Origin of the sequence: Vibrio sp. 10N.247.310.24 (assembly GCF_041467175.1) — a bacterium.
Lineage (GTDB): Bacteria > Pseudomonadota > Gammaproteobacteria > Enterobacterales > Vibrionaceae > Vibrio > Vibrio tasmaniensis_A.
The window spans coordinates 43,242-58,197 of record NZ_JBFSUD010000017.1; the positions used below are offsets into that span (position 1 = coordinate 43,242).

13 protein-coding genes are annotated in these 14,956 nt (G+C 42.9%); 6 read left to right on the forward strand and 7 right to left on the reverse strand.

Annotated features, from left to right (window positions below; all coding sequences use genetic code 11):
- Positions 1-25 precede the first annotated feature (25 nt).
- Both suhB and AB6E08_RS07870 read left to right on the forward strand, forming a co-directional pair.
- Positions 26-829, forward strand: a complete 804-nt coding sequence (gene suhB / locus AB6E08_RS07865; protein ID WP_009848284.1) for an inositol-1-monophosphatase — start codon at positions 26-28, stop codon at positions 827-829.
- A 179-nt stretch (positions 830-1,008) separates the two neighbouring features.
- Complete coding sequence (locus AB6E08_RS07870; RefSeq protein ID WP_199861937.1) at positions 1,009-1,173, forward strand: hypothetical protein; 165 nt, start codon at positions 1,009-1,011, stop codon at positions 1,171-1,173.
- Between the two features lie 8 nt (positions 1,174-1,181).
- On the opposite strand, the gene secF is transcribed toward AB6E08_RS07870, so the two are convergent.
- The 5 genes from secF to queA form a co-directional block, all read right to left on the reverse strand.
- Positions 1,182-2,129, reverse strand: coding sequence for a protein translocase subunit SecF (secF, locus tag AB6E08_RS07875; RefSeq protein WP_004735089.1), 948 nt, complete (start codon positions 2,127-2,129; stop codon positions 1,182-1,184).
- 14 nt (positions 2,130-2,143) lie between these two features.
- Positions 2,144-4,000, reverse strand: a complete 1,857-nt coding sequence (gene secD / locus AB6E08_RS07880; protein ID WP_004735088.1) for a protein translocase subunit SecD — start codon at positions 3,998-4,000, stop codon at positions 2,144-2,146.
- Positions 4,001-4,020: 20 nt separating this feature from the next.
- Positions 4,021-4,350, reverse strand: a complete 330-nt coding sequence (gene yajC, locus AB6E08_RS07885; protein ID WP_004735087.1) for a preprotein translocase subunit YajC — start codon at positions 4,348-4,350, stop codon at positions 4,021-4,023.
- Between the two features lie 111 nt (positions 4,351-4,461).
- The gene (gene tgt, locus AB6E08_RS07890; protein ID WP_004735086.1) at positions 4,462-5,598 is read right to left on the reverse strand and encodes a tRNA guanosine(34) transglycosylase Tgt; all 1,137 of its coding nucleotides are present in this window, start codon (positions 5,596-5,598) and stop codon (positions 4,462-4,464) included.
- A 194-nt stretch (positions 5,599-5,792) separates the two neighbouring features.
- Positions 5,793-6,845, reverse strand: a complete 1,053-nt coding sequence (queA, locus tag AB6E08_RS07895; RefSeq protein WP_371995816.1) for a tRNA preQ1(34) S-adenosylmethionine ribosyltransferase-isomerase QueA — start codon at positions 6,843-6,845, stop codon at positions 5,793-5,795.
- Positions 6,846-7,180: 335 nt separating this feature from the next.
- On the opposite strand from queA, the gene AB6E08_RS07900 reads away from it, so the two are divergent.
- Complete coding sequence (locus tag AB6E08_RS07900) at positions 7,181-7,627, forward strand: CBS domain-containing protein (protein WP_371995815.1); 447 nt, start codon at positions 7,181-7,183, stop codon at positions 7,625-7,627.
- A gap of 59 nt (positions 7,628-7,686) precedes the next feature.
- On the opposite strand, the gene AB6E08_RS07905 is transcribed toward AB6E08_RS07900, so the two are convergent.
- Positions 7,687-10,599 (reverse strand): hypothetical protein, encoded by a 2,913-nt coding sequence (locus AB6E08_RS07905; RefSeq protein WP_372065343.1) that lies wholly within the window; start codon positions 10,597-10,599, stop codon positions 7,687-7,689.
- 518 nt (positions 10,600-11,117) lie between these two features.
- Positions 11,118-12,023, reverse strand: coding sequence for a hydrogen peroxide-inducible genes activator (locus AB6E08_RS07910; RefSeq protein WP_132981966.1), 906 nt, complete (start codon positions 12,021-12,023; stop codon positions 11,118-11,120).
- A gap of 209 nt (positions 12,024-12,232) precedes the next feature.
- On the opposite strand from AB6E08_RS07910, the gene AB6E08_RS07915 reads away from it, so the two are divergent.
- From AB6E08_RS07915 to AB6E08_RS07925, 3 genes are all read left to right on the forward strand, one after another.
- Entirely contained in the window at positions 12,233-12,841 is a 609-nt protein-coding gene (locus tag AB6E08_RS07915) for a peroxiredoxin C (RefSeq protein ID WP_009848275.1), read from the forward strand.
- A 315-nt stretch (positions 12,842-13,156) separates the two neighbouring features.
- On the forward strand, positions 13,157-13,900 hold the full coding sequence (locus AB6E08_RS07920) for a copper homeostasis protein CutC (RefSeq protein WP_371997477.1): 744 nt from the start codon (positions 13,157-13,159) through the stop codon (positions 13,898-13,900).
- Between the two features lie 99 nt (positions 13,901-13,999).
- The gene (locus AB6E08_RS07925; RefSeq protein WP_372065348.1) at positions 14,000-14,929 is read left to right on the forward strand and encodes a LysR family transcriptional regulator; all 930 of its coding nucleotides are present in this window, start codon (positions 14,000-14,002) and stop codon (positions 14,927-14,929) included.
- The last annotated feature ends 27 nt before the right edge of the window (positions 14,930-14,956 follow it).

Below are 14,956 nucleotides of genomic sequence, written 5' to 3' on the forward strand. Positions count from 1 at the left end.
TTTAACATCTTGTGGGAAAAACCATATGCATCCAATGCTAAACATTGCGATACGCGCTGCGCGTAAAGCTGGCAACCATATTGCTAAATCTCTAGAAACAACTGATAAGATCGAATCGTCTCTAAAAGGTAACAACGATTACGTTACTAACATTGCTCAAGAAGCTGAGTACATGATCATTGAGACAATCAAATCATCTTACCCAGAGCACAGCATTATTTCTGAAGAGTCAGGCCTAACTGAAGGTAAAGATTCTGACGTACAATGGATCGTTGACCCACTAGATGGCACCAACAACTTTGTAAAAGGTTTCCCTCACTTCTCTGTATCTATCGCTGTTCGCATGAACGGTCGTACAGAAGTTGCTTGTGTTTATGACCCAATGCTAAACGAGCTATTCACAGCTCAACGTGGCGCTGGCGCTCAACTTAACAACGCTCGTATGCGTGTTACTCAACTTAAAGACCTTCAAGGTACTGTTCTAGCGACTGGTTTCCCATTCAAGCAAAAACAACACTCTGAATCTTTCATGAAGATCATCTCTGGTCTATTCGTTGATTGTGCTGATTTCCGTCGTACTGGTTCTCCAGCTCTTGACCTATGTTACCTAGCAGCTGGCCGTGTTGACGGTTACCTAGAACTAGGCCTTAAGCCATGGGATCTAGCAGCTGGCGATCTAATCGCTCGTGAAGCTGGTGCTATCATGACTGACTTTGCTGGCGGCACTGATTACATGACGTCTGGTAATGTTGTAGCTTCAAGCGCGCGTGGTGTTAAGTCTATTCTTAAGCACGTTCGTGAGAACTCTAACGAAGGTATGCTGAAGTAATTCAGACCTTGCGTTAATGCTCTTTAGTTAAGAGCAGAAGATTTTCAAAGCCTCGCTATGCGGGGCTTTTTTGTATCCGCGATACGAGATACGACCAAAATGTCGGTTAGTTACAGTGAGCACAAATCACTGCTCTGTAAGCTGTATTTAGATCGCCACTAGATAGTGACTTAGCTACTTTGGCACTTGGTATTGGTATTGGTATTGGTATTGGTATTGGTATTGGTATTGGTATTGGCAAATACGGCAATGTTCAGTCGGATACAAAAGCTAACCCACAATATACAGACATAAAAAAACCGCTAGTTGCCCAGCGGTTTTTTTGGTTTAGCGAAAGTTGTTAAGCCGCGGCCTAAGGCATTTCGTCAAACTCTTCACCTTCTTTATCCACTTGTGGTGGCATTAGGTGTTCACGCGTAATACCCAACTTCATAGCGAGTGCAGATGCAACGTAGATAGAAGAATAAGTACCAACGGTAATACCCAATAGAAGTGCAGTCGCGAAGCCGTGAATCATAGCACCGCCCTGAGCGAACAGCGCGATAACTACGAATAACGTTGTACCAGAAGTAATCAATGTACGGCTCAATGTTTGTGTGATTGAGCTGTTCAATACTTCAGGTGCTTCACCCTTACGCATCTTGCGGAAGTTCTCACGAATACGGTCAAATACGACTATGGTATCGTTGAGGGAGTAACCGACTACCGTTAGCAAGGCTGCTACGATGGTAAGATCCACCTCAATTTGCATTAGAGAGAACACGCCCAGTGTGATGATAACGTCGTGCGCCAGTGCTAATACTGCACCTGCTGCCAAACGCCATTCGAATCGCACTGACACATAGATCAAGATACAGATCAGAGAAACAAGGATAGCAAGGCCACCCGCTTCTGTTAGCTCGTCACCCACATTAGGGCCAACGAACTCGATACGACGCATCTCAACTTGCTCACCAGTACCATCTTTAATTGCAGACAGGATCTGGTTACCAAGCGTTTCGCCAGCAACACCGTCACGTGGACGTAAACGAACCATGACCTCACGTGCAGAACCAAAGTTCTGTACCGTTGCATCACCGAAACCTTCCGCTTCTAGTGCACTACGGATATCAGGTAGGTTTGCTGGTTGCTCAAAACCCACTTCAATCAGCGTACCACCGGTAAAATCTAGACCCCAATTCAACGATTTCGTTGTTAAGGTAAAGATGGCAGTACCAATCATCAAGATTGAGAATAAAAAGGCAACCTTTGACCAACGCATAAAGTCGATCATTTTTTCTGCTTTTAGAATCTGAAACATATTAATTCCTAGCCTTAGATCGACAGTTTCTTAACGCGTTTGCCGCCATACATCAGGTTCACGATACAACGTGTTCCGACAATAGCTGTAAACATTGAAGTTAAGATACCGATAGACAGCGTTACCGCGAAGCCTTTAATTGCACCTGTACCTACAGCAAATAGAATGATTGCTGTTAGTAGTGTGGTGATATTGGCATCGGCGATGGTGCTAAATGCGTTCGCATAACCTTGGTGAATCGCTTGTTGTGGACTGCGTCCATCTCGAAGTTCTTCACGTATACGCTCAAAGATAAGTACGTTGGCATCGACCGCCATACCAACCGTCAATACGATACCGGCAATACCTGGCAGAGTCATAGTAGCCCCCGGGATCATCGACATCACACCGATAATCAACACCAAGTTAGCCATCAGAGCAACGTTCGCAATCAAACCGAAAGTACGGTAGTAAAGCAGTGTAAACAACATTACTGCAGCCATACCCCAAACCATCGCCATGATACCCATATCGATGTTTTGTTGACCCATAGATGGACCAATCGTACGTTCTTCTACAATCGAGATAGGTGCAATCAATGCACCAGCACGTAGTAAAAGTGCCAAGTTATGAGCTTCAGCCGTTGAGTCAATACCCGTAATACGGAAGTTACGACCTAACGCAGATTGAATCGTCGCTTGGTTAATCACTTCTTCGTGCTTACTTAAGATCACTCGACCTTCAGGTGTTTTACGACCACTGTCTTTGTACTCTGCAAATACCGTAGCCATAAGCTTACCGATATTCTGACGAGAGAATGTAGACATCTTGCTACCACCTTCGCTATCTAGCGAGATGTTAACTTGTGGACGACCATATTCATCAACACTTGAGCTTGCATCAGTAATACTTGAACCGCCTAGAATAACGCGCTTCTTAAGTACCACAGGGCGACCATCACGGTCTTGCTTGATTTCGCTACCCGCAGGGGCACGACCAGAAGCGGCAGCGGCTAAGTCAGCACTACTATCAACTTCACGGAACTCAAGTGTCGCCGTTGCACCAAGAATTTCTTTAGCGCGCGCCGTGTCTTGAACACCAGGCAATTCCACTACGATACGGCTAGCACCTTGACGTTGAACCAAAGGTTCAGCAACACCAAGTTCGTTAACACGGTTACGTAGAATGGTAATGTTTTGCTCTACTGCGTAGTTACGGATTTCTTGAAGACGAGCGTCTGTAAAACGAGCAACCAAAGAGAAACGACCATTAGATTCTGAATCTACGAACGTCATATCTTGGTGCTTAGATTGCAGTAGCGATTTCGCTTCAGCAAGCTGCTCTTCGTTACGTAGAATCACTTCTACGGCATCTTTACCCGATGGGCGAATAGCACGGTAACGAATTTTTTCTTCACGGAGTTCACTACGGAAGGCTTCTTCTTGTTGGCCAACTAGCTTCTGCATCGCAGCATCCATATCCACTTCCATTAAGAAGTGAACACCACCACGTAGATCAAGACCCAGTTTCATTGGTGCAGCACCAATAGATTCAAGCCAATCAGGAGTTGAAGCCGCAAGGTTTAAAGCAACGATAACATCATCACCTAGTGCTTCTGTGATGATATCACGGGCACTAATTTGCGTATCTGTATCGTTAAAGCGAACAAGAATGGAACCGTTTTCTAGAGCAACGGATTTAGTAGAAAGGTTCTCTGCTTCCAGAGCATTGGTGACAGCATCCAGCGTAGACAGATCTACAGAGGCGCCACGCGCCCCTGTAACTTGAACTGCCGGATCTTCACCGTATATATTCGGAAGTGCGTACAACGCGGCGATAGCGATGGCAAACACCACCATCAAATACTTCCATAACGGATAACGGTTTAGCACAGCGAGGATCCTCTAGCTGTTTATAGTGATTTCAGAGTACCTTTTGGTAGCACTGCTGTAACGAAGTCTTTCTTGATAACAACTTCGTTGTTTGCGTTCAGTTCGATAGCAACGTAGTCGCTGTCTTCTGCAATCTTAGTAATCTTACCGATTAGACCGCCGCTTGTTAGAACTTCATCGCCTTTGCCCATAGAAGACATAAGGCTCTTATGCTCTTTTACGCGCTTAGCTTGTGGGCGGTAGATCATGAAGTAGAAGATCACAGCGAACATACCTAGCATGATAAGCATTTCGAAACCGCCGCCTGCTGGTGCACCTTCTACTGCTGCGTGAGCTTGAGAAATAAACATTAAAAACATCCTCTATTATATTTTGGTAATTGTTTGTCTAATTGGGTTGTATCCCTTTATTTTCAAGCCCCAACTCTCGGAAGAGAGATGGGGCTCGCAAAAAAAGAAATACTAAGATTCTTTACCTAACGGTGGCACTTCACGCCCCATTCTTGCGTAGAACTCAGCAACGAACTCTTCAAAACGGTCTTCATCAATAGATTGACGAATGTCTGACATAATTCGTTGGTAGAAACGCAGGTTATGAATCGTGTTCAGTCGAGCACCTAGGATTTCGTTACAACGATCCAAATGGTGCAAGTACGACTTGCTGTAGTTCTTACAAGTGTAACAGTCACAATCTGAATCTAGTGGTGTTGTATCCGTTTTATGCTTCGCATTACGGATCTTGATCACACCTTCAGTGACAAACAGGTGGCCATTACGTGCATTTCGCGTTGGCATTACACAGTCAAACATGTCGATACCACGACGAACACCTTCAACTAAGTCTTCAGGTTTGCCTACGCCCATTAGGTAACGTGGCTTATCTTCCGGCAGTTGAGGGCATGTGTGCTCAAGAATACGGTGCATGTCTTCTTTTGGTTCGCCTACGGCTAGGCCGCCAACAGCGTAACCATCAAAACCAATTTCTGTCAGGCCTTTAACGGATACATCACGAAGGTCTTCGTATACGCCACCTTGAACGATACCGAATAGTGAGTTCGGGTTTTCTTGCTTGTCAAAGTGATTGCGTGAACGCTGAGCCCAACGAAGAGACATCTCCATCGAGTCTTTAGCTTCTTTATGCGTCGCAGGATAAGGCGTACATTCGTCAAAGATCATTACGATGTCTGAGCCTAGATCCTTTTGGATTTCCATCGACTTTTCAGCGTCCATGAAGATCTTGTCACCGTTTACAGGGTTACGGAAGTGAACACCCTCTTCAGTGATTTTACGCGTCGCACCTAAACTGAATACTTGGAAACCGCCTGAATCAGTCAGGATAGGTCCTTTCCAGTTCATGAAATCGTGCAAGTCACCGTGCAGTTTCATGATTTCTTGACCAGGGCGTAACCATAGGTGGAACGTATTACCTAGCAAGATTTCAGCACCTGTGTCTTTCACTTCTTCAGGAGTCATACCTTTAACCGTACCGTAAGTACCTACAGGCATGAATGCTGGTGTTTCAACGCTACCACGTTCAAACTGAAGTTGACCACGACGTGCGCCGCTGTTTGTTTTTTTAAGTTCGTATTTTAATTTCACGAAGCCTCCAATATGCCAGAGAAACAATCTGACTGATAATTCAGAACCTTAAGCTAAACATAAGTTCAATCTAGCGAGTTCTATGAGGAGCGGTCGCGTATTCCTTGCGAGAGATTAGACAGACACCCTGCCCGACTCCTAGCTTACTGCTAGCACCCGTAAATTCTGCTTATATCGTTTATAACCAGCTAAAATTAGCTCGTTTTCTTATTGATGAACATCGCATCACCGTAGCTGAAGAAACGGTATTCGCTCTTCACTGCGTGATCGTATGCGCCCATCACATTGTCATAACCAGCAAATGCACTCACCAACATGATCAATGTTGATTCTGGTAAGTGGAAATTGGTAATCAAGCAATCCACCAACTGGTATTCATAACCAGGGAAGATAAAGATTTCTGTGTCACCAAAGAAAGGAACTAACTCAGTGCCATTTCTCAATGCATCTTGAGCCGCACTTTCTAGTGAACGCACAGAGGTTGTACCGACAGCGATAATACGTCCGCCGCGAGCTTTTGCTGCTGCAACGGCATCAACCACTTCTTGCGGTACTTCAACGTACTCTGCGTGCATGTGGTGATCGTTAATATTATCGACTTTTACCGGCTGGAACGTGCCAGCACCAACGTGAAGCGTCACGTAAGCAAACTCGACACCTTTTTCTTTCATGCCAGCCATTAGCTTGTCATCAAAGTGAAGGCCTGCTGTTGGCGCTGCAACCGCACCCGGCTTTTCATTATAGACAGTCTGGTAACGCTCTTTATCTGCATCTTCATCAGGACGATCGATGTAAGGAGGCAGTGGCATGTGACCAACACTGTTAAGAATCTCTAAAACGCTTTGATCGGATGTGAAATGGATTTCAAATAACGCATCATGACGTGCCACCATTTCAGCTTCATACTCATCGTTCTCACCAAGGAACAATTTGGTACCCGGTTTCGGTGATTTAGAACAACGAACATGCGCAAGAATGCTTTTCTCATCCAGCATACGTTCAACCAACACTTCAAGCTTACCGCCTGATGCCTTGCGACCGAATACACGAGCAGGAATCACGCGAGTGTTATTAAAAACAACAAGATCGCCTGGCTCAACCAAGTCTAAAACGTCTTTAAACGAACCATCAGCTAGGTTGCCATTGTTGCCATCTAATTTAAGTAGGCGGCTTGCTGTGCGCTCCTCTTGAGGGTAGCGAGCAATGAGTTCATCTGGTAGGTCAAAGTGAAAATCTGAAACTTGCATGTGTCGAGTCTTGTCTTAGTTGATGATATTAATGCCGTTGACGAATATTAAGTCGAAGTTGCCGAACAATCGTTTCGGTAAGTAAATCGTTACCAGAAACACATCGTAAACATGACTAAAAATTTCGCAGTGGGCTAGTATAGGCACACGAGCCGCAATAGCAAGGTTTACAGCATTGGATTATTGTAAAGAGTCGTAAAATAATACGACCACTCCCCCTCATAAAAAAGCCAAAATTAGTTGCATGAAACTCACCCAAAAATGCGTTAGATCTCAGTTATTTTTTGGATAAAAAACTATAGTAATAGCAACAAATAAAAAAGAAGGAGGTCTGTATGATCAAGGTTGAAGATATGATGACTCGCAACCCTCATACCCTATTGCGCTCACACTCACTGGCCGATGCAAAGCACATGATGGAAGCGCTTGATATCCGCCATATTCCGGTTGTTGATGCCGACAGACAACTACTTGGCGTCGTCACACAGCGAGACGTTCTTGCCGCTCAAGAATCTAGCCTACAAAACATCCCACAAGCTCAATCCTATACTCTTGCAACACCACTCAATGACATCATGCACAAAAGTGTTATGTCAGTAGAGCCGCGTGCTGGATTAAAAGAATCGGCTATCTATATGCAGAAGCACAAAGTGGGCTGTTTACCTGTCGTAGAAAATCACGAACTAGTAGGCATTATTACAGACAGCGACTTTGTCACGATAGCGATTAACTTATTAGAGCTACAGGAAGAAGTCGAGCCAGAAGAAGCGGAAGTAGAGTGATATGACAATAAGAAGAGCCTCATAAAACTATGAGGCTCAAAATAAGGTTATTTCTGTTGTTATAAAGGACCAGATTCGCCGCTGCAGATTGAGGCACGTCGAGCCTTCAGGCTATGTTGTACTATCACTTGGATATCATCAATCGCTTCAGTTTCAACAATATCCCCATATTCGTCACCTAACTGAAGAGACAATCTCCACCCTGAAGCTGCAACACTTCTTTCTTTAAATGAATAAGTTGGGTTAAGTAACTCTTTAGTATCATAGTAGTCAGTCATGATATTAGCCGCCATGTTCTGCTTAAAACTGCTTTTAGATACAACACTGCCATTAGAAATATCCGCAAAACGTGTTGAATAGGAAATCAAATCACCTTTAAGCCCTTGAGCATCATCCATTAACATCCCTGGACTACGGCTACGCATGTAGTTGTTACCACCATAAGTAAGAAGTGCGCGAGTTGCAGATTCACCCGATATGTCATAATTGATTGCAAGGTTAATCGAAATCCCGTCAATTTTATCTGAGTAATTACCAGCGACTTCTAAACACATCACATCATCTTCGTTGCCAAGTATCGGTCCATGAAAAAGGTTCGTTTTAGGAAAGTTTTTCACGGTACTGAACTCTACAGTTAACCATTCATCGAAGCCAAAGTTACGAGAAAGCAGCTTTAACTTTGCGTTAAACGCTTCATCTGCAGTCAACATATCTCCGCTACCATCGGGAGCAGGATAGTAAATGGTTTTCCCACCATGATTATCGATGTAACCGAAAATATGTTCCTTTAGGGAAATAACATCAGTCACTTTCTGGCCGAATGGCGTATACCTCTTATCGTCAAAACGCTTTAATGCGTCTAAGTAAACGGTTGATTGCTGAGTATCTTGGAGCTTAAACACAAAGTTTTTATCAAAACCCTCAACACGATCATAAAACGACTCTTGCCATTTATATTCAAGTGCTTGTACAGAATAAAAAAGCCATTCTTGAAGGTTAGAGAACTGTGATTCAGCTCTAGACGTTTCAACGGTCAACGTACTGAAATTCAGCGGATTAGCATAAGAACGCTCAGACCTAAGGTGTTCATTTTGGTCTATTTGAGCAACCAAACGCTGAGCTTCTACACTAAAGGTTACTAACCTACCAGCATCGTCAACTAAATTAGAAAGCGACTTGGCCATATCAGCTTTAGCAGTTTCTAGCTCTAACGTTAGTTCCTTAATCTTACCTTCTGTAAAGACATCTAGTGGAGCTGCTCGTAAACCTTTGACCCTTGAACGATCAAGCAAAGCCAACTTCTGAATATATAATTCCGCGTCATGGGAGCTTCCCTTAAAAGCGTCTTGTAAGCTTTCAATAGCAGAAAATGTTGATGACAAGTCGGTGGAACCGATATCATTCAAAAAGCGGTCTAGTATATCGAGAGATCGCTTAACTTCTTCGGAAGACAGTACTGAATTCATTTCGAAAGTCGACTTTCGATTTTCATCAATTAAGCTTTTGAAAGGAATATCATTAAGACCCAGTTTAACCGTAATCTTATCGATCGTATTGTTAACTTGCTGTTCTTGCTCAATACGCTCAATTTCTATCGATATATTTTTTAATACCTCACGATGAACTCTATAGGCTCGTTCACCTTCGGTCTTTGCTGCTTGAACGCTTTTCAACTGGTAGCCGATTAAACTGCCTTTACGTTGACTCTCGGTCTGATCTTTACAAGGACTAACAACCGAGTTGACTGAACAGCCGAGTAAAGTAAACAACCTTGCCTTTAATCGGCCATTTTCTTGAGTAAAGTTTCGTGTAAATGAATCCAATTGGTAGTGGTAATCAACACGTTCTTTTTGAGCTTTATTCAATGAATACTCTAATGAGTGTGACAGCCCACTTAACACTTTTTCCAAAGACTCGAATGAGCTATTTTCAACATTTTCTTGTGAGTTGTAATCAGGCATCAACACGACAAAGTCATCAGGTAATCCCAAATAGTTCCCATCACCTTTGAGCCAATTTATTAGCGATTTCAATTCGGCCGTGTTGCCTTTAAATTTACCTAGCTCAGAGGACAGCATTATATGAGAGTAGGACTCAGCACCTAACAAACTGCTTAGCAGCCTCTCTTTTGACGAAACAAGATCAAGAAGCGAAGTCGCTTCATCTACAAGCTTAGATTTTTGCTCTTCTGGGTTAGCGGATACCGCCTTTAATTTACTGAGATGTAACTGCTGGCCCAATAATTCATTCATCAATTGATACGCCAACAAAGCGTCTTTGTAACCTGTGATTAGAGTACCCTCTTGATATACAGGTACTGACTTGCCATCGCCATTTAAATATCGAGCACTTTGTACATTACGAGATGACTGCTCACTAGCAAATTCTTGAGGGTGATTTTCGATTAACTTCCAATAATCATCAAAAGCACGTAAAAGAATATCGAAAGATTGTTGGCGGTGTTGTTCTATTGTCGAGATACTCGCTTGCTCAATCCATTGTATTCTGGCCTCATCAACTGAACGATTGGCAAGAATAAATTCAGCGGTAGCGCGGTCATAATAGGCATCAAAAAGCACCGTTTTTAAAACATCCAAATCTGAAGGTTTTATAACAAGGCTTTCAATGGTTTCAATTGCACCGTCTGCTTGGCGCTTTTCTTTATTTCCCCACAAAGAATCGAAACGAGTTCCTTCTCTACCTTCAGATATTGCGACAATAATTTCGCCACTTTTTGGGTCGAGAGTGTACATACGCTCCAAGTAACGAAAAGTAGTCAAACTCTTTGCTTCAGAGCTATTCGCATATTGGGGGTACAGCGCAGCCAAAGTCTCATCGATTACAGTTTCATAATCACTTTGAGATAACTGAATTAACGTTTCTTTACTTATATTTTCTGTAGCACTAGCCGCACCCGACAATAATATTAAGGGTATAAGAAGCCCTACCAAACTGTGTTTAGTATCATTCATAATTTTTCTTTTGATTTTTATTTTTGATTAATGGGTAAATAGCACCAAAACTATTTACCTCGACCTAATTATTCGACTCTACCCTCTTCGATTTACATTAGTCCCTAGAATTTCCACCACTACAACAGAAATTAAAAATATTGCTCTGACACTTACGTTAACAACGTCAAAACCATTGGTGGTAGAAATAGAAGACAACCATTAATAAAATCAGTTACTAACATCATAGAAAGTGGAAAATACACAATTTTTAGGCGTTAGCATAATGAGGGTAATACGAATAACTAGGTTAACTATCCATATAAAAAATGTGACATCAATATTTATAAATTCAATTTATCGTTAACCTAGCACTGCTCACGTTTACTAATCATTGGAGTGATAAAAAAGATAATAAAATCGTCTTTAAACCAAGCAAACTATCAATATTTATTGATAGTTTGCTTGGTTTAATAAAAAGAGCGGCTTAAATAGCCGCTCAAAGGTAGGGTGAATACGTAGGTGTCGACGACAGTTTTTTACAGCAATTCAGACACCACATCCGCTAACTGGTGAAAGGTTTCGAGACGCGACGAACTTGGGCGCCACACCAGACCAATATCTCGGTATGCCTGTTGGCCTGGAGGATCGATCACCACTAGGTTTTGGTTTTCCAATAAGCCATGATCGATGGCCATCTGCGGAATAAAGGTGGTTCCTAAACCATTGGCCACCATTTGCACCAATGTGTGAAGGCTCGTCGCTGTAAACGGGTTTATCTTCTCTTTATCCGTTAACTTACAAGCTGATACCGCGTGCTCGGTTAAGCAGTGCTCGTTCTCCAACAAGAATACAGATTCGTCTGGCAGGTCATCATATTTAATCGGAACACGAATACCATCGGCTTGATTGCGGCTGATTACCATTCTGAAAGGGTCTTGCCCAACAACTTTGCTCTCCATGTTGTCGATATCGACAGGCAAAGCCAGAATCAGTACATCCAACTCACCATGACGCAACGCAGCCAATAGGTTAGTGGTCGTGTCTTCCCGTAACAACAAGTTCAACTGTGGAAAACGTTGGTTCGCTTCTTGTACCAAATCGCACAATAGGAATGGAGCAATAGTTGGAATACACCCTACTCGCAACTGCCCTTGCATCGCGTCTCCATTACATAGATTTCCGAGCTCAACCAAGTCTTGCCCTTTCGCCAATAACTCTCGACCATGCTTAACCACCAGCTCACCCGCTTGAGTGAAAACCAATGGGCTCTTTTTATCTTTCTTCTCATAGAGAGGACAACCAATGAGTTCTTCCAGGTTTTGAATGCCTTTACTTAGTGTCGATTGACTCACGAAGCAGCGATCCGCAGCGTCGCTAAAGTGGCGAGTTTCGTGAAGAGTAACAAGATAGTGAAGTTGCTTAAGACTTGGCCATTTATTCATGAAATTACTTTGTAATATGAGTAGGATAACTTAAGTGAAGGTCATTTGACCTAAGGAACGGACAAAGAATAAGCTTATCGCTTTTTTCGATTAACTTAATCTATTTAATTCGCTTTTTTCTATAGTACCGATTGTACTATAGTTTGTCCCGTAGAAACGGAGCCCAAACAAAGATGTGTTGGGCCAACTAATTTTTTAGGAGATTCCAAATGGTACTAGTAGGTCGTCAAGCCCCTGACTTTACTGCAGCAGCTGTTCTAGGTAACGGTGAGATCGTTGATAACTTCAACTTCGCAGAATTCACTAAAGGTAAGAAAGCGGTAGTTTTCTTCTACCCACTAGACTTCACTTTCGTTTGTCCTTCAGAGCTAATCGCTTTCGACAACCGTCTAGAAGATTTCCAAGCTAAAGGCGTTGAAGTAATCGGTGTTTCTATCGATTCTCAATTCTCTCACAACGCATGGCGTAACACTGCTATCGCTGATGGCGGTATCGGTCAAGTTAAATACCCTCTAATTGCTGACGTTAAGCACGAAATCTGCAAAGCATACGATGTTGAGCACCCAGAAGCAGGCGTTGCTTTCCGTGGTTCTTTCCTAATCGACGCAGACGGCCTTGTACGTCACCAAGTAGTTAACGATCTTCCACTAGGTCGTAACATCGACGAAATGCTACGCATGGTAGACGCACTAAACTTCCACGAGAAGAACGGTGAAGTATGTCCTGCACAATGGGAAGAAGGTAAATCAGGTATGGACGCATCTCCACAAGGTGTTGCTGCATTCCTATCTGAGCACGCTGACGACCTAAGCAAGTAATTACCTCTTAAGCCCGAACTCAACGCGGGTTAATGGTTGGAAGACTCTCTATAAAGAGAAATAAAGCATAAGCTAATAGCGCAAAGCGCACCGCCAATCAGTTAAGAAGTAAAGTCCTATTAAAAGCCCGAAGTTAACGCTTCGGGCTTTTTTCATCTCTCCGACGACAATTCTCTACCTAAACCGTCTCTGCAACATTTAATAGAGGCAGTTACAAGAACAAACTTTACCCCTATTTTCCTCTGCTACCACCTATTCATATCCGTATCTAGGTTGTTATGATTTCGTCCGTATCTTTTTGAACGGATAAATACGATGAACACCGAAATTGAAGTCTGTATCGATAACTTAGAATCTCTATATAACGCACTATCTGGTGGCGCGAATCGAATTGAGCTTTGCTCTTCATTAGCACTTGGCGGGTTAACTCCAAGCTTCGGAATGATGAAGCAAGCGGCAAAAATTTCGTCCGTACCAGTTTATGCCATGATACGACCGAGACAAGGTGACTTCATATTCGATTATGACGATATACTCTGTATGCTGGAAGATATTGAAGCTTGTGCGAGAGCAGGGTTGAATGGCGTCGTTCTGGGTGTACTAACACCTGATGGTGAGATTGATATGTCTGCAATGCAAATTCTCTCAAGCAAGGCTCACCAACTCAAACTAGCAATCACCTTCCACCGTGCAATCGACCAGCTTCAGGGTTATAAAGTAGCGTTAGAGCAGATTATTGAGCTTGGATGTGAAAGAATCCTGACGTCAGGGCTTGCTATTAATGCAGAGCAAGGCATCAATGTGCTCGCAGATATGGTCAAACAAGCCGATGGCAGAATCGATATAATGGCTGGTGCAGGCGTCAACGCAACGAATGCCAAAATGATTCAAAGCTCCACCCAAGTACCTGCACTTCACCTTTCAGGAAAATCAACAAGACCCAGCCTAATGGAAAGCAATTCAAGCGCTCAAATGGGCAGTAATGATGTTGATGATTATCAGATACCAGTAACTGATGCGAATAAGATATCCAATGTGAGAGCTGCCCTCACCGCTTAGGGTAATCGTCACTAACACAAATCCAGAGAACCACGCTGACGAATCTAGCGGACTGGCGTATATTAGAGTTAATAGCACAGAAAATTTTCATGGACAGATATGGCTAAAGACTTATTCAGCTCTCTTGATTTAAACCTGTTACGAACATTTCTTATTGTTCATCAAGAAAAAAACACCAGAAAGGCTGCGGAACGTTTATTCGTTTCTCAGCCAGCGGTTAGCCAAGCCCTACAAAAGCTAAGACACCACTTCAACGATGACCTTTTCGTAAAGGTTCATGGAGGCTTACAACCTACGGCATTTTCAGAGCAGCTCACCAATCAAATAAAACCATTCATGGACGGTCTATCTATCGCGGTTAATACATCAAACACTTTTGATCCGAAAGAGATCGATTACACGTTGAAAATAGCCCTATCTCCAGTGGTGCTTTCTTGTCTGTCTGGCTCACTTTTTAAAGATATAAAAGCGCAAGCACCAAACGCTAAACTAAAGCTTGTTCCATGGTCAAACTCGTCTGTCTCAGATATACAAAAAGATGAGGTTTTGATTGGAGTAAGCTACTTAGGAGAAAAGACAAGTAAAGAAGTCTATACAAGGCAGCTCATTGAATTAACAGGACGTATATTTGTTAGGAAAGATCACCCTTTAAAGCAAGACACCGTGACTCCAAATGACATGGCAGGGTACGAAATCGCATCTTTAGTAACACCAGGTTGGAATGACAATTTTAGCTTAGCGTCTCAGATTCTAACCGACCTTTCCATCGAGCATCGTATCGGTTTTCGCAGCGAATTGGTCATGGCTCTAATCGATGTCATTCAACATACTGATATGTACATGCCCCATTCCAACCTTTTCCCAGTAGAAAACTATCCGACATTACGCGGGATAGATGTCTCAGTCGACGGAAAAACGCTGAAAACTCCGGTCTATAGTTATATACACATTAAAAATCGAAACTCACCTTTAACAAATTGGCTTTCAAAACTCATAGAGCAAGTTTTATCAGAACAAGTACAAAAGTAAGTTCGATTAAAAGTTATATATTGTATT

Bases quoted from the DNA above. Each gene is read 5' to 3' on its own strand.
- yajC (WP_004735087.1), bottom strand. From the start codon at position 4,350: ATGTTTATTTCTCAAGCTCACGCAGCAGTAGAAGGTGCACCAGCAGGC.
- AB6E08_RS07925 (WP_372065348.1), top strand. From the start codon at position 14,000: ATGGCTAAAGACTTATTCAGCTCTCTTGATTTAAACCTGTTACGAACA.
- AB6E08_RS07905 (WP_372065343.1), bottom strand. From the start codon at position 10,599: ATGAATGATACTAAACACAGTTTGGTAGGGCTTCTTATACCCTTAATA.
- queA (WP_371995816.1), bottom strand. From the start codon at position 6,845: ATGCAAGTTTCAGATTTTCACTTTGACCTACCAGATGAACTCATTGCT.
- AB6E08_RS07920 (WP_371997477.1), top strand. From the start codon at position 13,157: ATGAACACCGAAATTGAAGTCTGTATCGATAACTTAGAATCTCTATAT.
- secF (WP_004735089.1), bottom strand. From the start codon at position 2,129: ATGTTTCAGATTCTAAAAGCAGAAAAAATGATCGACTTTATGCGTTGG.
- AB6E08_RS07900 (WP_371995815.1), top strand. From the start codon at position 7,181: ATGATCAAGGTTGAAGATATGATGACTCGCAACCCTCATACCCTATTG.
- AB6E08_RS07915 (WP_009848275.1), top strand. From the start codon at position 12,233: ATGGTACTAGTAGGTCGTCAAGCCCCTGACTTTACTGCAGCAGCTGTT.
- suhB (WP_009848284.1), top strand. From the start codon at position 26: ATGCATCCAATGCTAAACATTGCGATACGCGCTGCGCGTAAAGCTGGC.
- AB6E08_RS07910 (WP_132981966.1), bottom strand. From the start codon at position 12,023: ATGAATAAATGGCCAAGTCTTAAGCAACTTCACTATCTTGTTACTCTT.